Source organism: Methylobacterium sp. NPDC080182 (assembly GCF_050281105.1).
Lineage (GTDB): Bacteria > Pseudomonadota > Alphaproteobacteria > Rhizobiales > Beijerinckiaceae > Methylobacterium.
Map to the genome: position 1 here is coordinate 41009 of NZ_JBNNWO010000026.1, position 19310 is coordinate 60318.

17 protein-coding genes and 1 tRNA gene are annotated in these 19310 nt (G+C 72.7%); 11 read left to right on the top strand and 7 right to left on the bottom strand.

Features of this window, described 5'->3' with window-relative positions; translation table 11 throughout:
* Positions 1 to 68 precede the first annotated feature (68 nt).
* On the top strand, positions 69 to 365 hold the full coding sequence (locus tag ACQKQD_RS30330; protein ID WP_234081578.1) for a hypothetical protein: 297 nt from the start codon (positions 69 to 71) through the stop codon (positions 363 to 365).
* Positions 366 to 404: 39 nt separating this feature from the next.
* Here the strand turns inward: ACQKQD_RS30330 and ACQKQD_RS30335 are convergent, their stop codons facing one another.
* Positions 405 to 761: a VOC family protein gene (locus tag ACQKQD_RS30335; RefSeq protein ID WP_056529812.1), complete on the bottom strand. Its 357-nt coding sequence runs from the start codon at positions 759 to 761 to the stop codon at positions 405 to 407.
* 246 nt (positions 762 to 1007) lie between these two features.
* Between ACQKQD_RS30335 and ACQKQD_RS30340 the strand changes: the two genes are divergently transcribed.
* Positions 1008 to 3119: a putative bifunctional diguanylate cyclase/phosphodiesterase gene (locus ACQKQD_RS30340; protein WP_427510467.1), complete on the top strand. Its 2112-nt coding sequence runs from the start codon at positions 1008 to 1010 to the stop codon at positions 3117 to 3119.
* Between the two features lie 539 nt (positions 3120 to 3658).
* Here the strand turns inward: ACQKQD_RS30340 and ACQKQD_RS30345 are convergent.
* Positions 3659 to 4492, bottom strand: a complete 834-nt coding sequence (locus ACQKQD_RS30345; protein ID WP_427510468.1) for an outer membrane protein — start codon at positions 4490 to 4492, stop codon at positions 3659 to 3661.
* Positions 4493 to 4984: 492 nt separating this feature from the next.
* Between ACQKQD_RS30345 and ACQKQD_RS30350 the strand changes: the two genes are divergently transcribed.
* Positions 4985 to 6505 carry a glucosamine inositolphosphorylceramide transferase family protein gene (locus ACQKQD_RS30350; protein ID WP_427510469.1) on the top strand — a complete coding sequence of 507 codons (1521 nt, stop codon included), beginning with the start codon at positions 4985 to 4987 and terminating at the stop codon, positions 6503 to 6505.
* 84 nt (positions 6506 to 6589) lie between these two features.
* The gene (locus ACQKQD_RS30355) at positions 6590 to 6751 is read left to right on the top strand and encodes a YqaE/Pmp3 family membrane protein (RefSeq protein WP_007567273.1); all 162 of its coding nucleotides are present in this window, start codon (positions 6590 to 6592) and stop codon (positions 6749 to 6751) included.
* A 710-nt stretch (positions 6752 to 7461) separates the two neighbouring features.
* Here ACQKQD_RS30355 and ACQKQD_RS30360 read toward each other — a convergent pair.
* Positions 7462 to 8070 carry a glutathione S-transferase family protein gene (locus ACQKQD_RS30360; RefSeq protein ID WP_427510470.1) on the bottom strand — a complete coding sequence of 203 codons (609 nt, stop codon included), beginning with the start codon at positions 8068 to 8070 and terminating at the stop codon, positions 7462 to 7464.
* A 96-nt stretch (positions 8071 to 8166) separates the two neighbouring features.
* Here ACQKQD_RS30360 and ACQKQD_RS30365 point away from each other — a divergent pair, with 96 nt between their 5' ends.
* Entirely contained in the window at positions 8167 to 8886 is a 720-nt protein-coding gene (locus ACQKQD_RS30365) for a helix-turn-helix transcriptional regulator (RefSeq protein ID WP_427510471.1), read from the top strand.
* Positions 8887 to 8916: 30 nt separating this feature from the next.
* On the opposite strand, the gene ACQKQD_RS30370 is transcribed toward ACQKQD_RS30365, so the two are convergent.
* Positions 8917 to 8993, bottom strand: a tRNA-Arg gene (locus tag ACQKQD_RS30370).
* 199 nt (positions 8994 to 9192) lie between these two features.
* Between ACQKQD_RS30370 and ACQKQD_RS30375 the strand changes: the two genes are divergently transcribed.
* The gene (locus ACQKQD_RS30375) at positions 9193 to 11418 is read left to right on the top strand and encodes an FUSC family protein (protein ID WP_427510472.1); all 2226 of its coding nucleotides are present in this window, start codon (positions 9193 to 9195) and stop codon (positions 11416 to 11418) included.
* Between the two features lie 53 nt (positions 11419 to 11471).
* On the opposite strand, the gene ACQKQD_RS30380 is transcribed toward ACQKQD_RS30375, so the two are convergent.
* Positions 11472 to 11702 carry a hypothetical protein gene (locus tag ACQKQD_RS30380; RefSeq protein WP_020094261.1) on the bottom strand — a complete coding sequence of 77 codons (231 nt, stop codon included), beginning with the start codon at positions 11700 to 11702 and terminating at the stop codon, positions 11472 to 11474.
* 295 nt (positions 11703 to 11997) lie between these two features.
* Here ACQKQD_RS30380 and pth point away from each other — a divergent pair, with 295 nt between their 5' ends.
* The 4 genes from pth to ACQKQD_RS30400 all read left to right on the top strand — a co-directional run bounded on the left by pth (position 11998) and on the right by ACQKQD_RS30400 (position 15072).
* Positions 11998 to 12606 (top strand): aminoacyl-tRNA hydrolase, encoded by a 609-nt coding sequence (gene pth / locus ACQKQD_RS30385; RefSeq protein ID WP_091682753.1) that lies wholly within the window; start codon positions 11998 to 12000, stop codon positions 12604 to 12606.
* Positions 12607 to 12651: 45 nt separating this feature from the next.
* Entirely contained in the window at positions 12652 to 12831 is a 180-nt protein-coding gene (locus tag ACQKQD_RS30390; protein WP_056533559.1) for a hypothetical protein, read from the top strand.
* Positions 12832 to 12834: 3 nt separating this feature from the next.
* Positions 12835 to 13932: a redox-regulated ATPase YchF gene (ychF, locus tag ACQKQD_RS30395; protein ID WP_427510473.1), complete on the top strand. Its 1098-nt coding sequence runs from the start codon at positions 12835 to 12837 to the stop codon at positions 13930 to 13932.
* Between the two features lie 150 nt (positions 13933 to 14082).
* Complete coding sequence (locus tag ACQKQD_RS30400; protein WP_427510474.1) at positions 14083 to 15072, top strand: MaoC/PaaZ C-terminal domain-containing protein; 990 nt, start codon at positions 14083 to 14085, stop codon at positions 15070 to 15072.
* A gap of 7 nt (positions 15073 to 15079) precedes the next feature.
* Here ACQKQD_RS30400 and ACQKQD_RS30405 read toward each other — a convergent pair whose 3' ends face one another.
* Positions 15080 to 15775, bottom strand: a complete 696-nt coding sequence (locus tag ACQKQD_RS30405; protein ID WP_091682754.1) for a class I SAM-dependent methyltransferase — start codon at positions 15773 to 15775, stop codon at positions 15080 to 15082.
* Between the two features lie 234 nt (positions 15776 to 16009).
* Positions 16010 to 17113 (bottom strand): S-methyl-5-thioribose-1-phosphate isomerase, encoded by a 1104-nt coding sequence (mtnA, locus tag ACQKQD_RS30410; RefSeq protein WP_091980801.1) that lies wholly within the window; start codon positions 17111 to 17113, stop codon positions 16010 to 16012.
* A gap of 167 nt (positions 17114 to 17280) precedes the next feature.
* On the opposite strand from mtnA, the gene ACQKQD_RS30415 reads away from it, so the two are divergent.
* Positions 17281 to 19310, top strand: a 2030-nt coding sequence (locus ACQKQD_RS30415) for a DNA translocase FtsK 4TM domain-containing protein (RefSeq protein WP_427510475.1), incomplete at its 3' end; no start/stop codon positions are given.

Below are 19310 nucleotides of genomic sequence, written 5' to 3' on the forward strand. Positions count from 1 at the left end.
GCGCGTCCGTCGACCGTCACCGCTGCGAAGAGTCGCGCAGTTCTATGCCGCTGGATCGGAGATTTACAATGCAGACCAAGCTTATAATCGTCTTAGTGACTCTGGCCTGCGCGACTTTGCCGGCGAAGGCCGCCCGCCTGACCGTGGACGACAAGGCCTCGCTGTGGCCGCGGGCGAGCGCGACCGACAAGATCGATTTCTCGACCCGGATGGGCCGGGCCTTCCACACGCTGTCGCCCAAGCTGGACGCGGCGTACTTCATGCGCTGTCTGGAGGAGACCGCCAATATCGGGGACACCAAGGACCTGCGGCTCGAGGAGATGGTGCGGACCTGCATCTCCCTGGTCCGGGACGAGGCCGAGTGAGCGGCCGGCCCGGCCTCACGGAGGGCCTCGCGCGCGGCCTCACGCCAGATGGGCGACGATGTTGACCAGCCGGTCGAACGGGTCGCGGACGTAGAACCGCTCCACGCCCCAGGGCTCCCGGGCCGGGCCGTACAGCACGGGCAGGCCGGCCCGCCTCACGCGGGCGAGGACCTCCGCCAGGTCGTCGACCTCGACCGAGATGTCGGGAACCGGCGTGCCCGAGCCGCCCGCGCTGGCCACGCTGATCTGGGGCGTCGCCGACATCCCGGGGGCCGCGAAGGTCAGGATCCAGCCGTGATCCATGACCACCTCCAGGCCGAGCACCTCCGCGTAGAAGGACCGCGCCGCCTCGACCTGCGTGGTCCGGATGTTGGTGACGATCCGCCTCACGGCCATGGCCCGGTCCCCGCTGCGCGCCGCCTATCAGAGGGCTCCGCGGGCGGCCCGGCAAGGCCCGGGACGGCGCCTCGGGAATCCGCGCCCCGGCCTCGTCGCGGTCCGCCGCCCGGAAGTGCACGCAGCGATTGAAAGCGGGCCTCCGGAAAGAATCCGGAAAGCTCCCCGATGGTACCGTCCGCGCCGGTGGGACCTCGCACCGTCCAGCAGAATGTTCGCCCAGGCGGACGATTGGGATCCCCGGGTATGAACAGTGGGACGGTCGCGCTGCGGGAGAAGGCGAAGCTCCTCGACACCGTTCTCGACACGATGGATCAGGGACTGATGATGATCGACGCCGCCGGCGTCGTTCAGGTCTGTAATGCCCGCGCCCTCGCGCTGCTCGACCTGCCGCCGGACCTGATGCGGTCCTGCCCGACCTTCGAGGCGGTGCGGCAATACCAGATCGCGCGGGGCGAGTTCGGGAAGGCGAGCGAGACCCTGCAGCGCTGGGTGGCCGCGGGCGGCCTGGAGTGCCGCGCCCACACCTACGAGCGCGAGCGCCCCGACGGCACCGTGCTGGAGATCCGCACCGTGCCGCTGCCCGACGGCGGTGCGGTGCGGACCTTCACGGACATCACCGCGCGCAAGCGGGCCGAGGAGACGCTGCAGGTCAGCGAGACCCGCCTCGCCCTGGCGCAGGATGCGGGCAGCGACGGGCTCTGGGACTGCGACCTCACGACCGGGGAGGCGTGGTCCTCCGACCGCTGGTGGGGGGTCCTGGGCTACGAGCCCGGCGAACTGGCGAGCCACGCGCGGACGTGGCGGGCCCTGCTCCACCCGGAGGATGCGGGCGCGGCCGAGCGGGCGCTGATCGAGCACCTGAGCGGGCGGGCGCCGACCTACATGTCCGAGCATCGCATGCGCCGCAAGGACGGCTCCTGGGCCTGGATGATGACGCGCGGCAAGGTGGTGGCGCGCGCCGCCGACGGCCGCGCGGTGCGCTTCATCGGCACCCAGATCGACATCAGCGCCCGCAAGGCCGCCGAGGGGCAGGTCGCCCACATGGCGCGCCACGACGGCCTCACCGACCTGCCCAACCGCGCCCTGTTCTACGAGCGGCTCGAGATCCGGCTCGCCGACCTGCATCTGAACGGCGGCACCTGCGCGGTGCTGTGCCTCGACCTCGACCGCTTCAAGGCCGTCAACGACAGCCTCGGCCACGCGGCCGGGGACTTCCTGCTCCGGGCGGTGGCCCATCGCATCCGCGCGGTGCTGCGGGCCGACGACATGGTGGCGCGCTTCAGCGGCGACGAGTTCGCCGTGCTGGTGGCCGATGCGGACGACCCTGCCCGCGCGGAGGCCCTGGCGGCGCGCCTGATCGCGGCCGTCCAGGCGCCGATCCCCTTCGGCAAGCGGCGGCTGAAGGTGGGCCTGAGCGTCGGCATCGCCCGGGCACCCGGCCACGGCTTCGACAGCGAGACGCTGGTCCGCCGCGCCGACCTCGCCCTGTACCGGGCGAAGACCGAGGGGCGGAACACCCACCGGGTGTTCGAGCCCGCGATGGACGCGGCCGAGGCGGCCCGGCGCGATCTGGAGCGCGACCTGCGCCAGGCGATCGAGGGCGACGAGCTCATCCTGCACTATCAACCGCAGGTGAGCACCGCCACCGGCCGGCTTCTCGGGTTCGAGGCGCTCGTGCGCTGGGAGCATCCGACCCGCGGCCTCGTGCCGCCGAACGCCTTCATCCCCCTGGCGGAGGAGAGCGGGCTGATCCTGCCGCTCGGCGAGTGGGTGCTCCGGGCCGCCTGCCGCGAGGCGGCCCGCTGGGCGCACCCGCTGAAGGTGGCGGTGAACCTGTCGCCGCGCCAGTTCCAACAGGCGGATCTGCCCGAGCGCGTGCTGGCCATCCTGACCGAGACGGGCCTCGCGCCGACGCGGCTCGAACTCGAGATCACCGAGACCCTGATCATCAACGACATGGCGCGGGCGCTCGGCATCCTGCGCCGGCTGAAGGCCTTCGGCGTGTCCATCGCGATGGACGATTTCGGCACCGGCTACTCGTCCCTCGCGACGCTGCAGGCCTTCCCCTTCGACAAGATCAAGATCGACCGGTCCTTCGTGGGCCATGTCGAGGTCAGTCCGCAGGCGACGGTGATCGTGCGGGCGGTTCTGGGGCTCGGCCGCAGCCTCGGGATGAGCGTCGTGGCGGAGGGCGTCGAGACGGAGGCGCAGATGCGCTTCCTGGCCGCGGAGGCCTGCGACGAGGTCCAGGGCTACCTGATCAGCAGTCCGCAGCCGATCGAGCGGTTCGCCGCGCAGATCGACGCGTCCGAAACGTTCGTGCCGCCCGGCCGCCCCGACTCGGCCGTCGCCTGAGGCGCGCCGCGACGCCCCGGCGATCCGGCGACGGCCCGAACGCCCGGACGCCCGTCGCGGTACCGGTGCGGAGCGCCGAGCGGCGGCCCTGCCGCCGGCCTCTGTGGCACGGCCGCGACACCCGCCGACGACCGCCTGTGGATGACGCGACCTGCCCCCGATCCGTCAAGGTTCGGATGCCAGCGTGACCGCGCACCTCCGATCCGGCTCCCTCAGCTCCGCCATCCCATGTTCGCCCAGCCCCACGCCCTCATCCTCCGCCATCGCGAGCGCGTCGCCGTGCTCATCTCCTCCGCGCTGTTCCTGGCGGGCGCCCTGCCGCTCTTCTGGGCGATCGGCTGAGGCTCGATCCCGAGCCGGCCGCATCGTCGGCCGGCCGTCGAGCTTCCGCGCCGCCGCGCTCGCGAGGACGGCGGGCCGCGTTCGGCCCGCCCGAACGGCGAAGGGGCCGCCTCCTGTGGGAAGCGGCCCCTTCGCGTTTCGGGTCGGGTGCGACGGTCGGGGTGCGAGCGTCGCACCCCGACCGTCGCTGGTCGATCTCAGTAGGAGCCGAACTTGTAGTTCAGGCCGGCGCGGACGACGGCGAACTCGTCGGAGCGGCGACCGATGCCGCTGTAGACGACCGGGAAGTTGTTGGCGGCGTTGATGACGAACGCGCCCTGGTTGCGGGTGTTGCGGTCGAGGTTGACGTACAGGCCTTCGACCTTGAGCGTCACGGCCGAGGAGCGGAAGAAGTTCAGGAACGAGTCGGTGGGCAGGGCGTACTCGATGCCGCCGCCGACGGCCCAGCCGGTGCGGAAGCTGTCGTTGCCGGCGTAGCCGCCGAAGGAGCGGTCGGCGCTGCCGGAGCCGTAGGCGAAGCCGCCGGTGCCGTACACGAGGGTGCGGTCGAAGGCGTAGCCGAGGCGGCCGCGGACGGTGCCGAAGAAGTCGAGGCTGGAGAGGCCGCGCGGGTCGGTGACGTAGTAGCCGGGGGCCAGCGCGCCGGAGACGAAGGCGTTGTTCCGGTTACGGCCGAAGTCGAGGTACTGGGCGTCGGCCTCGACACCGATCACGAGGCCGGAGCCGGGGGTGATCTGCCAGTTGTAGCCGATCTGGCCACCGCCGGAGAAGCCGTCCTGGCTGCGGTTGCGGAAGGAGGCGACGGTGCCGGGGGCGGCGTAGGGGAAGGGGACGGCGAAGGTGTTGCCGGTGTTGCGGTCGCTGGCGTCGAAGGCGTAGCCGGCGTTGATACCGAAGTAGGCGCCGGTCCAGGTGAAGACCGGGACGGGGGTGAACACCGGCGGCGGGGCGGCGCGGCGCGGCAGGTCGGCGGCCGAGGCGGCGGCGGTGAGGGCCGTGAAGGCGGCCAGCGAGGCCAGGAGCTTGGTCATGTCGGTTCCCCGGATGTGTGATCTGGCGGTGTGGCTACCGATCACCGGGGGAAATGGCTGTAGTTTTGAGGTCACACCGCCTGTCGAAGGCCCGAAATGCCAGAGTAAAGCATCCTTCAAGACGCGACGAAGCGCGGAAATACAGCGCGCATTACGCGGGTGAGCGCGACAACAACGCGGCAGCGTTTTGGTTGCATCGAAATGTCGGGTTGGCACCGGGTGTGACGGGCACGCCACACCCGGTGCCGGTCGGCGCGGCGGCGATCCCGATCGCTCCCGCGGGATCCCGACACCGGCCTGGGCGACCCGGCAAGGTGCCGGAACGCCCCCGCCGCCGCGAGACAGGTTTTCATCCCGCGGATCCCGATCGAGGGTCCGATCACCCGCGCGTCCCGGGCCTCGATCCGAAGTTATGACTCCTGTTACCAGCGGGGAAATAGATGGACCCGAAAGTCGTCGTCGCGACGACCGCGCGATGGGAACCGGGGCGCCATGCATGTGAGAGTTCGCCTCGACGGCGCGAACCCGCGGCGCTGGCACGTCGCGCTGCTGGACCGGCTGTCCGGCCTGCCGGGCATCGCGGCGGTGAGCGTCGACGCCGCGCCCGGTCCGGAGGAGTGGCCGGCACAGGCCGACCTGCTGTTCCGCCTGGAGGCCCTGATCTTCCGGCTGGCGCCGAACGGGTCGCGGCCCGTGCCGCCCGCCGATCTCGCGGCCTGGACCTGTCCCGCGACCCCGGACCTTGTGCTCGACCTGTGCGGCGACGCGGCCGCCTCCTGCCCGGTCTGGCGCGTGGCCTACGACGGCGGCCTCGGCGAGACCGGCCTGCTCGCGAGCCTGCTCGCCGGCCGGGTCCCGCAGCTCGACCTCCTCGAAGGCGGCACCGTCGTCGCCGCGGGTCGCCTCGGCTCGGACTACCGGGGTTCCATCGCCGTCTCGTTCGAGGATGCCCTGTCGCGCACGGCGACGCTCGTCGCCGCCGCCCTGCGGGCCCGGTCGGACGGCCGCGCCTTCGCGGCGACGCCCGCCGCGGCTGCGGCCGCGCCCGCTCGTCGGGCGCGGATCCTGGCGTCCCGGCCGGCACGGCTCGTCGCCCGGAGCCTCGTCGGCCGCCTGTACAGGCTGTGCTACCACGCCCCACACTGGCGCACCGGGTGGCGGACCCTCCGCGGGCCGGACCTCGTCGCGCTGGGCCGCCATCCCGCGGAGGGCTGGCAGGTGCTGCCCGACGACGGGCGGCGCTTCTACGCCGACCCGTTCCCCCTCGCGGTCGACGGGACGACCCACGTCTTCGTGGAGGAGTTCCCGCACGCGACCGGTAAGGCGATCATCTCGGCGGTCCGCTTCGGGCCGGACGGACCCGAGGGGCCGCCCGTCCCGGTGTTGGAGGAGCCGCACCACCTCTCCTACCCGTTCGTGTTCGCGCGCGCGGGCTCCGTCTGGATGGTGCCGGAGAGTTCCGCGGCCGGCACGGTCGATCTCTACCGGGCGACCCGCTATCCGGGCGGCTGGGTGAAGGAGGCGACGCTCCTCTCCGGCGTGGTCGCGAGCGACGCGACGCTCCTCGAGCACGGCGGCCGCTGGTGGATGTTCGCCACCGTCCGGGACGTGCCCGTCGGCGCCCCGCCCGGATCGGGCTGCCACCACGACGCGCTGTATCTCTGGTCCGCGCCCGACTTCCGGGGGCCGTACGCGCCGCATCCGGCCAATCCCGTGCTGGTCGACCCGTCCTTCGCCCGGCCCGCGGGCCGGATCGTCGCGCGCGACGGGGTCCTGATCCGGCCGGTCCAGGATTGCGCCCACGGTTACGGCCGCGCCCTGTCGCTGGCGCGCATCGACCGGCTCGACCCGGAGGGGTTCGCCCAGACCATCCTCGACCGGATCGAGCCCGGCCCGGCCTGGCCCGGCAGCTGCCTCCACACGCTCAACACGGGCGGCGGGATCGAGTGCATCGACGGCTCCGGTCGGGCCTCGCGTCTCAGGGCTTATCTGAGCGCGCGGTCCGACGCCTAGGCCGGGCCGCGGCGGAAGCTCGGCCGTCCGGAACCAGCCGCCGCGATCCGTGTTCGCTCACGAACGCGGAGACCCGTTGCCCCCATGATCATGATCCTCATCTGCTTTCTCGCGCCGTGGCTCGCCATGTTCCTGCGCGGAAAGGTGTTCCAGGGCATCCTCTGCATCATCCTCCACCTGACGATCATCGGATGGATCCCGGCGACGATCTGGGCGCTCGTCGTCACCCGCAAGGAAGCGGCCTGACCGGGGCGGAGCGGCCGGGATCGGCGGCTCCGCCGCGCGGTCCGATCCCCGCATACGGGAACGGCGGGGCTCTCGCCCCGCCGCTCACGCCGTCCGTTCGGGCAGTCCGTCGCCCGGGCGGCCCCGAGGGCCGCCGCAGCTCAGAAGCCCATCAGCACCCCGGCCGAGCCGGTCACCGTCATCGCGAGGCCGCCCAGGAAGGCGCCGATCATCGCGTAGGAGAAGCCCTTCAGGACCATGTCGTGCACTCCTTTCATCAAGCGGCGGGTCCTCAGCCGGACCCGGTCGGTTCGTCTGCAATGATGATGCCGGATCGGCCGGCTGCGTGCGGTGCGAAGAGTCACGCTGCACCGCGGAACGGTTCGGCGCACGTTCAGGCGGCGACGGTCAGCGGGCGTGCCGCCGGGGCCGTCTCGCTCACGCGAAATGGGCCGGCAGGCTGAGGGCCTGCGCGTAGGTCACGAGCGCGACCGCGCCGGCGATCAGGCTCGCCACCAAGGCGATGCGGTTGGTCCAGGTCATCGTCGTCTCCATCGGGTTCGCGACTGTGTTCGCGGTGTGATCCCGATGTACGCCCAAGCTTTCGGGCCCGGCGTGTCCCGGAACACCCGCGGTCGCCGGAGCCGCTCGGAACCGTTGCGGCGGCGTTCCCGCAATTGCGTCCGGGCCGCTCCGACCACTCGGGAATCGGGAGCGGCGCCCCGTCTGCGTTAGGCGGCTTGCGGCCCCGACGCGCCGTCCTTCGCCGCGGCGCGCAGGGCGGCCGGGCGCGCCCGGCAGCGGTCCAGATAGGCATCGAGGGCCGCGCTCGGCGGGAAGGCCGCGCGGCCGAAGCCCAGGGCGCTGCCGATCAGGATGTCTGCGCCGGAGAACCGCGCGCCCATCACGTAGGGGCCGCGCGCCAGGGCGGCTTCCAGGCGGTCGACCACCGCCGCGTGGTTCCGGCGCTTCTGCGGCGATCCCGCGAGCTCACCCGTCAGGCCGGCGAACAGCGCGGGCTCGAACTCGGCGACGTACCAGGCCAGCCACGTCAGGTACGCGCCGCGCTCGGGGACGCCCACCGCAGGCGCCAAGCCGGCTTCGGGGAACGTCTCCGCCAGGTAGAGCACGATCGCCTGGGACTCGGTGACCAGACCGCCCGCGTGCAGGACGGCCGGGACGCGCTTGTCGGGATGCGGGTTGGTGGCATCCGGCACGCCCTCGCCCGTCATCGGCCGGAAGATCGAGACCGGCGCGATGGTGTAGGGAACCCCCATCTCCTCCAAGAGCCAGACGATGCGCGAGGAGCGCGATTGCGGGGCGTGGTACAGGGTGATCATGGCGCGGTTCCTGTCGGCACGGCGCGCGGGATGGCCGTGGCGGGAGGACTTGTAGGGACGCCCTGCTGACAGCATTCTGTCAGCAGGAGTCGGTGGATGCGGCGCGCGGACAGGCTGTTTCAGATCATCCAGATCCTGCGCCGCTCGCCGCGCCCCGTGACGGCCGCCGAGATCGCCGGAGAGCTGGAGGTCTCGGTCCGCACGGTCTATCGCGACGTCGCCGACCTCGTCGGCCAGCGCGTGCCGATCCAGGGCGAGGCCGGGCTCGGCTACGTGCTCGGCGAGGCGTTCGACATGCCGCCGCTGATGCTGACGCCCGACGAGATCGAGGCGGCCGTCCTCGGCGCGCAGTGGGTCGCGGGACGGGGCGAGCCGGTCCTCGCCAAGGCGGCGCGCGATCTCATCGCCAAGATCACCGCCGTGGTCCCCGAGCGCCTGCGCCCGCTCATCGCCTATCCGTCGATCGGCACGCCGACGGCCTTCGCGCAGGCCGCGGACGGGATCGACGTCGCCCGCGCGCGGGCCTGGATCCGCGAGGGCCGCAAGATCCGCATCCAGTACCGCGACGTCCGCGGCGATCCGAGCCGGCGCGTGATCTGGCCGGTGATCGTCGGGTTCTTCGATCAGGCCCGGATGGTGGCCGGCTGGTGCGAGCTGCGCGGGGCGTTCCGGCACTTCCGCACGGACCGGATCACGGACGCCGAGTTCCTGGAGGAGCGGCACGGCCTCCGGCCCGCCGTCCTGCGGGCGCGCTGGAAGCGGAGCCTGCCGGACCGGCAGGAGGCGGCGAACCCCGCCGCGCCGGCCGCGCCGTAGGGCCGGATGACAGGGCCACGCGGAATGACCTGGCGACCCCGGTAGGGCTCGAACCTACGACCTGCCGCTTAGAAGGCGGCTGCTCTATCCAGCTGAGCTACGGAGTCGGGGCCAGGCGGCCCCAGAAGCCACGGGCTCGCCCGAGGGTCAAGCGCGCGGGGCGAGGACCGGCGCGGCGTCCCGGATCGGGCCGAGGATGGAGAGACTGCCCCGCGGCGATGCGCCGGACGCGCCTTCGCGATCCGGCGCCGGGAGCGGGCCGGGGTTGCGCGCCGCCGCGGATCCGGTCAGGCCGGAGCGCGGTTCATGCCGGGGCGCCGCGCCCCCGTCGGGAGACCGAGCTTGACCGCGCCGAGTCCCACAGCCTCGCCCCCCGGACATGTCCGGCGCCGCCGCCTCGCCGCCGGCCGGGGCAGCCTGAGCCGGCCGGGCGGCGATCTGCGGCGCCTGCCCACGGGCCTCGACCTCCGGAACGTGCGGCTCGTGGAGGGCGTGCGCGCCGCCTTCGCGTTCGGCGTCGTCATCCTCCTCAACATCTGGATCCAGTGGTCGCCGCTGCTGACCATGGCGCTCGCCGCCAACCTCGCCTGCTTCTGCGACAACGGCGGCCCGATGCGGGCGCGCCTGCGCGTCCTCACCGCCTTCTCGTTCCTCGGCGGCCTGCTCTGGGCCGGCCTCGGCCTGATCCAGCCCCTCGGCCTGCCGGTGGTCGTCCCGGTCGCCTGCGCGCTGATCTTCGCCTGCTCGTACGCGCGCGTCTGGAGCGTGCAGGCCCAGTCGGCCGGCAACGTGCTCGTGGTGGTGCTGTGCATCGCCCTCGACCGGCCGCTCGACGTCGCGCAGGCGGCCGTCACCGCGGCGATGTTCGCGGCCGGCGGTCTCTGGGCGACCTTCCTGGCCCTGGTCATCTGGCGGCTGCACCCGTACCGCCCGGCCCACCGGGCGGTGGCGGAGGTCTGGCACAATCTAGCCCGGCTCTGCGGCGACCTCGAGCGGCTCGTCGCCCTGCCGGAGCCCGACACGGCCGCCTTCGACGGCCACGCGCGGGGCCACCGCCGCGGCGTGCGGGCGAGCATCGAGACCGCGCGGACCATGATCCTCGACCTTGCCCGCTCCCGCGAGCGGGTCTCGGACCGCACCGCCCAGGCCCTGCTGCGCCTGGAGAGCGCCGAGCAGATCTTCGCCGCGCTGATCGCCGTGGGCGAGTTGATCGACAGCCGGCCCGACGCGCGCCGCCGGGCGCTCGCCAAGGTCTTCCTGCGGCGCCTGCGCCCCCTGCTGGTGACCATCGCCCGGGCGATCCGCGACGACGTCAACCTCGACCTCGGCCGCCTGGAGCACTCCATCGCCCGGGTGGCCGACGGCCTGTCGGAGGACCCGACCCTGGCCCGCCTCGCCGACCGGATCGCCGGGCGCGTGCGGCTCGGCGCCAAGCTGTCGACGCCGGAGGGCTACCGGCCCGGCGGCACGATCACGGAGGGCGGCAGCCTCGACCGCTGGACCCGCTACGTCGGGCCGCTGGCGCAGAACTTCACCCTGGCCTCGCCCAACCTGCGGCACGCCCTGCGGGCGAGCGCGGTCGCGGCGCCGGCGCTCGCGGCCACCCTGACCTACGCGGGCGCCTTCACGCACTGGCTGGTGATGACCGTGGTGCTCACCATGCAGCCCTTCTACGCGGCGACGTGGCAGCGGGCCCTGGAGCGGATCGGCGGCACGGTGCTGGGCGGCCTCGTGGGGGCCGGGCTCGCCTACTACGCCACGAGCCCGCTGGCGGAGGCCGGGCTCATCCTCGTGCTCAGCATCGTCGGCTTCGCGGCGCGCCAGATCTCGTACGGGTTCTTCGTCACCTGCCTGACGCCCCTCGTGGTGCTGCTCGTCGAGTTGCTGGAGCCCGGCCACAGCTCCTGGGAAATCGTCGCCATGCGGGGCGGCTTCACGGTGCTGGGCGGCGTGATCGCGGTGGCGAGCTGCCTCGTGCTCTGGCCGATCTGGGAGCCCGATCAGGTCCGGCAGGAGCTGCGCCGGGCGCTGAAGGCCCAGGCCGGGCTCGCCGAGGCGGTGCTGCGCGCGCCGCCCGGCGAGGGCCGCGAGGCCGCGATCGCGGCGCAGAGCCGCGAGGCCGGCCTCGCCCTCAACGATCTGGAGGCGGCGCTCTCCCGCGCCCTGCAGCAGCCCCGGGCCGGCAGCCACCCGGAGGTGGAATCCGCCCTGGTGGCCGACGCGACTCTGCGCCGGATCAGCGCCCGGCTGATCGTCCTGCGGCACGCCCCGGAGGCGGCCGCCCCCGAGGCGGAGCCCTGGCGGGCCTGGATCACCGCGACGCTGGCGGCCCTGGGCGCCGACAGGCCCATGCCCGAGCGGCCGGCGCTGGATCGCGGACAGTCGCTCGTGCGCCTCGTCAGTCAGGTCGATCTTCTGGTCGGGACCCTGCGGCCCGGGGAGATCCGGGCCGCGACGGGGGTCGATGGCGGGGCCCCGGCTTCGAGCGACGGGACCGAGGCGCATGCCGGTCAGCCCATCCTACCGTCCTGACGGACGGCATCCCGGCGGCCGGTCCCGCGGCCGTCCTGACGGACGGCCTCCCGTCAGAACCGCGGCAGGGCGTTGGCCGGGCCGCCGGCATGCGGGCCGCTGTAGCGGTAGGCGGCCGGCCGGGCCGGGCCGGCGGCGTCCCGGTACAGGACGGGAGCGTTGCCGACCCAGCCCGAATAGGCCGAGGCCGGGTAGGGCGAGTGCTTCGAGTCCAGGCCCTGCGCGAGGGCGGGCGTGGCGACCGCGGCGACCAGGGCGGCGGCGGCGAGCATGCGAACGGTCATGATGATCTCCGAGTGTCTTCGTATGACTTCGACGGGAAGTCATCCGGTCAACCGTGTCGAGTGAGGAAGATCGTCGTCGCGATGCGCTGGGCGGCGGTCTTGATCGCTCCGGCTTTGCTTGGCCGAATGTGACCTCTCAACGGAGATACTCTGCCCCAGGTTCGACCGCCGCCGTGCGCTGGCGCACGGGGAGACGCGGCGCGGGCCGGAAGGCGCGCGACGAGTCCGGGCACGGCCGGGGATGCGTCCCGCGCCGAAGCGTGGCACAGACCGCGTCCTGAGAGGGATGCAGACCATGCGGCTGATCGTCGGCCTCGGAAACCCGGGCGCGCGCTACGCGGGCAACCGCCACAATATCGGCTTCCTCGCCGTCGACGCGATCGCCCGCCAGCACCGGGCGAGCCCGTTCCGCCACCGGTTCCAGGGCGAGGCCGCCGAGGTTGTGCTGGGCACCGAGCGGGCGATCCTGCTGAAGCCCTCGACCTTCATGAACGAGTCCGGCCGCGCGGTCTCGGAGGCGCAGCGCTTCTACAAGATCCCGCTGGCCGACGTGATCGTGCTGCACGACGAGCTCGACCTCGCGCCCGCCAAGCTCCGGGTGAAGCTCGGCGGCGGCAATGCCGGCCATAACGGCCTGCGCTCGATCACCGCGCAGTGCGGCAACGATTACCGCCGGGTGCGGCTCGGCATCGGCCATCCCGGCGACAAGGCGCTGGTCCATGCCTACGTGCTCAACGATTTCGGCAAGGCCGAGCTGCCCTGGGTCGAGGATCTCTGCCGGGCGGTGGCCGACCACGCCGCCCTGCTCGCCGCCGGCGAGGACGCGAGCTTCCAGAACAAGGTCCACCTCGCCATGGCCGGCCGCGGCTGGGACGACGTGAAGACGCTGGGCGCCAGAAATTGACACGCCCACACGGGGACGGGATATCGGGGCGGGCGAGAGGGTCCGATGAAGGCGGTGCGCGTCGCGCCCGGCTGTCGGCGGTTCGATTGCCTCCCGGCGGCCGCGGCCCGGCGCGTCGGTGCCGCGCGCTCGACCGAGGACGGGGCGCGCGGCGTCGTGTTCGCGGGCCCGATTCTCATCAACCCATTCCGCGCGTCGCCCGACGACGCGCTGCGACGGAACTGACCCATGGGCTTCAAATGCGGCATCGTCGGCCTGCCGAACGTCGGCAAGTCGACCCTCTTCAACGCGCTGACGCAGACGGCGGCCGCCCAGGCGGCGAACTACCCGTTCTGCACCATCGAGCCGAATGTCGGCGAGGTGGCGGTGCCGGATCCGCGGCTGAATGACCTCGCCCGGATCGCCTCCTCGAAGGAGATCATCCCGACGCGGCTGACCTTCGTGGACATCGCCGGCCTCGTGCGCGGCGCCTCCAAGGGCGAGGGCCTGGGCAACCAGTTCCTGGCCAATATCCGCGAGGTCGACGCGATCGCCCACGTGGTCCGCTGCTTCACGGACGGCGACGTCACCCACGTGGAGGGCAAGGTCGATCCGGCCGCCGACATCGAGACCATCGAGACCGAGCTGATGCTCGCCGACCTCGACAGCCTGGAGCGCCGCGCCCAGTCGCTGGAGAAGAAGGCCAAGGGCGCCGACAAGGAGGCCAAGGAAACCCTCGACCTCGTAAACCGCGCCCTGCCGCTGCTGCGCGAGGGCAAGCCCGCCCGACTCGTGGAGCGCAAACCCGACGAGGAGAAGCTGTTCCAGTCGCTCGGCCTGATGACCGCCAAGCCCGTGCTCTACGTCTGCAACGTCGACGAGGGCGATGCCGACAAGGGCAACGCCTACTCGGACGCGGTCTTCGCCCGCGCCAAGGCGGAGGGCGCCGTGGCGGTGGTGGTCTCGGCCAAGATCGAGAGCGAGATCGCCGTGATGCCGGAGGCCGACCAGGCCGAGTTCCTGGAGGCGGTGGGCCTCGCCGAGCCGGGCCTGAACCGGGTGATCCGCGCCGGCTACGACCTGCTCGGCCTCGTCACCTACTTCACGGTCGGCCCCAAGGAGGCCCGCGCCTGGACGATCACCAAGGGCACCCGCGCCCCCGGGGCGGCCGGGGTGATCCACTCGGATTTCGAGAAGGGCTTCATCCGGGCCGAGACCATCGCGTTCAAGGACTACACGGCGCTCAACGGCGAGTCCGGGGCCCGGGATGCCGGCAAGCTCCGGCTGGAAGGCAAGGATTACGTGGTGCAGGACGGCGACGTGCTGCACTTCCGCTTCGCCAACTGAGGTCGGCCCCACCCCGTCATCGCGCGCGCAGCGACGCGACCCAGGGCAGCGCGACCCCGGTGAGCGCGGCGCCGCCTGGATCGCTTCGCTCCGCTCGCAAAGACGGCGATCCCGATCGCCTGCCCCACTGATCAACGTGACGAGCCCGCCATGCCCGATCCCGCCCTGGAAGACTTCTCCGTCGGCGACGTGATCGTCGGGGAGCCGCTGACGGTGACCCGCGACGACATCGTGGGCTTCGCGAAGGATTTCGACTTCCAGCCCTTTCACCTCGACGAGGCGGCGGCGGAGACGACCTTCGCGGGCCGGCTGATCGGCTCGGGTTGGCACACGGCGGCCCTGGGCATGCGCCTGCTCCAGCAGGGGCCGTTCCGGGGCGGCTCGTCGCTGGGCGCGCCCGGCATCGACGAGCTGCGGTGGCTCGCGCCGGTCCTGCCGGGGGACGCGCTGACGCTGACCTTCCGGGTCGCGGGCCTGCGCGACTCGGCCTCGAAGCCGGGCCTCGGCTTCCTGACCGCCGAGGTCGCCCTCGCCAACCAGCGGGCTGAGACGGTGCTGACCCAGCGCTTCACCTTCATGCTGGCCCGCCGCGGCACCGATCCCCTGCCCCCGCGGCCCGTGGAGATCGGCGTGCCGGGGCCGGTCACCGAGCCGGAGGATGCCGAGATCCTGCCGTTCCTGCGGGACGCCGAGATCGGTGCCGTGCGGGAGCTGGGCGCCTACCCGTTCAGCGCCGAGGCGATCGTGGCCTTCGCGCGGGCCTACGACCCGCAGGCCTTCCACCTCGACCACGACGCGGCCAAGCGCAGCCATTTCGGCGGCCTCTGCGCCTCCGGCTGGCACACGACCGCCGCCTACATGAACCGGATGCTCACGACCCGCGCCCGGGACGCCGCCTACACGGCCACCCGCGGGCCGGTCCCGGAGGCGGGCCCCTCCCCCGGGTTCAAGAACCTGCGCTGGCTGAAGCCGGTCTACGCGGGCGACACGGTCCGGTTCAGCGCCAAGCTCACCGACAAGCGTGCCTCGGCGTCGCGGCCGGGCTGGGGCTTGGCCTTCGCGCGCAACACCGGGGTGAACCAGCGCGGCGAGGCGGTCTTCGCCTTCGACAGCGCGGTCTTCCACCAGTGGGAGCCGTGAGCGGGCCTCAGGCCGGCGCCTTGCCGAGCACCGCGAGGGACTGACCCAGATACACGCCCGACGGCCATGGGGCCGCCGTGCCGTCGAGGAACGTCACGCTGTCGAAGCCGATATGGTCGGCCCAGGTCTGCCAGACGCTGCGCTCGATGAACGTGTTGAGGTGCGGCACCGTGCTGGTGCGCTGCTCGCCGACCGTCTTGGTGAAGACGCCCCAGTGCGAGGCCATGCTGAACTCGAGGAACGAGGCCACGACGCGGCCCCCGGGCCTGAGGGCGCGGTGCATCTCCTCCAGGTAGATGTAGCACTCCGTGTGCAGGAGATGCGTGAACACGCTGAAGGCCGAGACGAGGTCGACGCTGCCGTCGGCGACCGGCAGCGACAGCGCCGTGTTCCGGGCGAAGCGGTAGTCCCTGGGACAGCGGCGCTTCGCGTAGTCCAGCAGGTCCTGAACGACGTCGAGGCCCAGATACGCGACGCTCGCGGTGCGGGCGAGATGCACCGCCAGGCGCCCGGAGCCGCACCCGAAATCGACCACCGACTGGCCGTCCCGGAGCCCGAAATGCTGGAGGATCTCGCACTCGATCGCGCCGATGCGGTCGTAGTCGCCGCCCACCGCCACGCTCATCGCCTCATCCAGGGGCAAGTCGCGCATCAGTTGGCGGACGTACGCCTCGTAATCCTCGACGAAATGAAATTTCGCCATCGCGGCCACCTCGAAGGTGTCGAGATCGGACTGGGATGATCAGTCCATCCGCCGTCGAGATTTATTCTTCCCCACGACGCTCCGGCATCCGTTCTGCCGAACACCGTCGAGCCGCGAAAGCGGCCGCGCGGATACGGGGCGCGAATTGCCCCCGAGGCTGCCTTTTCGGTCACACCGCGTTCGGGAAGACCCGGATACTGCGCCGGGCGGCCGCGGCTGCGGGAGAATCCGCCCTCACGCCGCCCGGCGGCGCTCTGGGTAGAGCTCGTACAGGCCCTCGCGGCTCGCCGCGCAGATGCCGCGCTCGGTGATGATCCCGGTCACGAGGCGCGACGGCGTCACGTCGAAGGCGGGGTTGGCCACCGGGCTGCCGGGGGAGACGACCTCGATCGTGGCGAAGCCGCCGTCGGGCAGCCGGCCGGTCATGTGGGTGACCTCGCGCCCGTCGCGCTCCTCGATCGGGATCTCCTTCACCCCGTCGTCGAGGGTCCAGTCGATGGTCGAGAACGGCAGGGCGGCGTAGAACGGCACGCCGTTGTCGTGGGCCGCCAGCGCCTTCAGGTAGGTGCCGATCTTGTTGCAGACGTCGCCGCTCGCCGTGGTCCGATCCGAGCCGACGATGCAGAGATCGACGCCGCCGTGCTGCATGAGGTGGCCCCCGGCATTGTCGGCGATGACCGTGTGCGGCACGCCGTGGCCGTTCAGCTCGAAGGCCGTGAGCGCGGCACCCTGGCTGCGCGGCCGGGTCTCGTCGACCAGGACGTGGACCGGCACGCCCCGCTCGTGGGCGGCGTAGATCGGCGCGAGCGCCGTGCCCCAGTCCACCGTCGCCAGCCAGCCGGCATTGCAGTGGGTCAGGACCGTGACCGGCCGGTCGCCGCCCCTTGCCGCGTGGAGGTCGGCGATGATCTGGCCGCCGTGGGCGCCGATCGAGCGGCAGCTCGCCACGTCCTCCTCGGCGATGCGGCCGGCCTCCGCGAAGGCGCGGGCGAAGCGCTCGTCCGGCGCGACCTGGCGCAGGTTGGTGGAGACCCGGTCCAGTGCCCAGCGCAGGTTGATCGCGGTCGGCCGCGTCGCCGCGAGGGTCGCCACCGCCCGGTCGATCCCGTCGTGGGACGCGTCGGCGCGCATGGCGAGCGCCAGCCCGTAGGCGGCCGTGACGCCGATCAGCGGCGCGCCCCGCACGATCATCGTGCGGATCGCCACCGCGGCGTCCTCCAGCGTGGCGAGGCGCTTCAGCTCGAACGCGAAGGGCAGGCGGGTCTGGTCGATCACCTGGACGCTGAGGCCGTCCGGGTCCGGGAAGATCGTGCGGTAGGGCTGGCCGTCGATGTTCATGGCCGCTCCTGTGCCACAGCGGGGCGGATTTTGCACCCGTGGGCGCGGACGGCGACAGCCTGGGGATGCGCGGCCGGGCGCCGGTGAGCCTTCCTCAACCTTAGCAGGTCGTTAAGGGGGTCGTGCCTAGCCTCGGGGGTAAGTCCCCGTCCTGCGTCCGGTCCCGCATGCGCTCGCTTCGCCGTCCCGCATCGCCCTACGAGACTTTCGTCGACAGCGTTCGCCCCTTCCTGGGCAAGCGCCTGACGGAGCTCGGCGGCTTCGTGCTGTTCACCGGCGCGGTCGCGCTGACCGTGGCCCTGGCCACGTGGTCGATCGACGACCCGAGCCTCAACCACGCCACCGACCACGCCGCCCACAACGTCCTCGGCCAGCCGGGCGCCGTCGTGGCCGACCTCGCCATGCAGATCCTGGGCCTGGGTTCCCTGGCCTTCGTGCTGCCGCCGGTGCTCTGGGGCATCCGGCTGATGCGGGAGCGCAACCTGCCCGAGGGCGGGCTGCGCATCGCCCTCTGGATCATCGGCTTCTGCGCCGCGAGCGCGGTGGCGAGCGCGCTCCCGCCGACGACCCGCTGGCCCCTGCCCACCGGCCTCGGCGGCGTGGCCGGCGACGGCCTGCTGTCGATGGCGCGGGTGATCGTCGGCGCGGTCTCGTCGGCGGCGGCCCACCTCGTCGGCTTCGGCTACGCCGCCGTGGCGATCCTCAGCCTGACCGGCGCCTGCCGGTTCGGCGCCGTCGAGGAGGACAGCCTGCACGACGATCCCTACCTCGTCCGGCGCGCGCCGGCGCGGGGCCGGGATTCCGGCCGCGACGAGCGCGAGGATTCCGACGAGCCGAGCCTCAGCCTCGTGGGTGTCGGCGCCCTGGCGCAGGGGCTGATGGGTCTGCGCGGCGCCGCGGCCGACCGGATCGCCGCGTGGCGCGCCGGCCGGGCCGAGCCGATCGACGGCGCGTCGCCCGCCCTCGCGGCCCGCCGCGCCTTCACGGACGCCGACCTTCCCTGGGCCGAGCACCTTCCCGAGGGCCGGCAGGCCGGCGCGAGCCGGCGCGAGCCCGTCTTCGACGCGTCCGAGGACGCCCCCGCGGCGCCGGCCCGCCGCGCCGCGCCGCCGCGGGACGACGCGGAGGACGATCCGGACGCGTTCGAGGCGCCGCAGCGCCCGGTCCCGCCGCGGGCCGAGCCGACCGCGTCCCGGGTGGCGCCGCCGCCCGCAGCGCCCGTGCCGGCACGGCGCGCGCCCGCGCCGCCCGTCCGTCCCGAGGATTACGCCCTGCCCGCCCTCGACCTGCTGGCGGCCCCCCGCGGCCCGTCCCAGGCGAGCCTGATCTCGGCCGATGCCCTGGAGCAGAACGCCACGCTGCTGGAGGCGACCCTCGGCGATTTCGGCGTGCGCGGCGACATCCTGGCGGTGCGGCCGGGCCCGGTCGTCACCCTCTACGAGCTCGAGCCCGCGCCTGGCACTAAGTCCAGCCGCGTGATCGCGCTCGCCGACGACATCGCCCGGTCGATGTCGGCGGTCTCGGCCCGCGTCGCGGTTGTCCCCGGCCGGAACGCCATCGGCATCGAGCTGCCGAACGCCAAGCGCGAGACGGTCTACCTGCGCGAGCTCCTGGCCTCGACGGACTTCGCCGAGAGCAAGCACAAGCTGGCGCTGTGCTTAGGCAAGAACATCGGCGGCGAGCCGATCATCGCCGACCTCGCGCGCATGCCGCACCTCCTGGTCGCCGGCACCACCGGCTCGGGCAAGTCGGTGGCGATCAACACCATGATCCTGTCGCTGCTCTACCGGCTGAAGCCCGAGGAGTGCCGCCTGATCATGGTCGACCCGAAGATGCTGGAGCTGTCGGTCTACGACGGCATCCCGCACCTGCTCTCCCCGGTCGTCACCGACCCCAAGAAGGCGGTCATCGCCCTCAAGTGGGCCGTGCGCGAGATGGAGGAGCGCTACAAGAAGATGGCCAAGATCGCGGTGCGCAACATCGACGGCTACAACGCCCGGGTCGCCGAGGCGGCGGCGCGCGGCGAGGTGCTGACCCGGACCGTGCAGACCGGCTTCGACCGCCACACCGGCGAGGCGGTGTACGAGGACGAGGCGATGGATCTGGCGCCGCTGCCGTACATCGTGATCGTGGTCGACGAGATGGCCGACCTGATGATGGTGGCCGGCAAGGACATCGAGGGGGCGATCCAGCGTCT

Coding starts and splice junctions, on each gene's coding strand:
- ACQKQD_RS30355 (WP_007567273.1), top strand. CDS start 6,590: ATGATCATGATCCTCATCTGCTTTCTCGCGCCGTGGCTCGCCATGTTC.
- ACQKQD_RS30405 (WP_091682754.1), bottom strand. CDS start 15,775: ATGGCGAAATTTCATTTCGTCGAGGATTACGAGGCGTACGTCCGCCAA.
- ACQKQD_RS30335 (WP_056529812.1), bottom strand. CDS start 761: ATGGCCGTGAGGCGGATCGTCACCAACATCCGGACCACGCAGGTCGAG.
- mtnA (WP_091980801.1), bottom strand. CDS start 17,113: ATGAACATCGACGGCCAGCCCTACCGCACGATCTTCCCGGACCCGGAC.
- ACQKQD_RS30345 (WP_427510468.1), bottom strand. CDS start 4,492: ATGACCAAGCTCCTGGCCTCGCTGGCCGCCTTCACGGCCCTCACCGCC.
- ACQKQD_RS30330 (WP_234081578.1), top strand. CDS start 69: ATGCAGACCAAGCTTATAATCGTCTTAGTGACTCTGGCCTGCGCGACT.
- ACQKQD_RS30375 (WP_427510472.1), top strand. CDS start 9,193: ATGCCGGGGCGCCGCGCCCCCGTCGGGAGACCGAGCTTGACCGCGCCG.
- ACQKQD_RS30350 (WP_427510469.1), top strand. CDS start 4,985: ATGCATGTGAGAGTTCGCCTCGACGGCGCGAACCCGCGGCGCTGGCAC.
- ychF (WP_427510473.1), top strand. CDS start 12,835: ATGGGCTTCAAATGCGGCATCGTCGGCCTGCCGAACGTCGGCAAGTCG.
- ACQKQD_RS30360 (WP_427510470.1), bottom strand. CDS start 8,070: ATGATCACCCTGTACCACGCCCCGCAATCGCGCTCCTCGCGCATCGTC.
- ACQKQD_RS30400 (WP_427510474.1), top strand. CDS start 14,083: ATGCCCGATCCCGCCCTGGAAGACTTCTCCGTCGGCGACGTGATCGTC.
- ACQKQD_RS30365 (WP_427510471.1), top strand. CDS start 8,167: ATGCGGCGCGCGGACAGGCTGTTTCAGATCATCCAGATCCTGCGCCGC.
- ACQKQD_RS30380 (WP_020094261.1), bottom strand. CDS start 11,702: ATGACCGTTCGCATGCTCGCCGCCGCCGCCCTGGTCGCCGCGGTCGCC.
- ACQKQD_RS30390 (WP_056533559.1), top strand. CDS start 12,652: ATGAAGGCGGTGCGCGTCGCGCCCGGCTGTCGGCGGTTCGATTGCCTC.
- pth (WP_091682753.1), top strand. CDS start 11,998: ATGCGGCTGATCGTCGGCCTCGGAAACCCGGGCGCGCGCTACGCGGGC.
- ACQKQD_RS30340 (WP_427510467.1), top strand. CDS start 1,008: ATGAACAGTGGGACGGTCGCGCTGCGGGAGAAGGCGAAGCTCCTCGAC.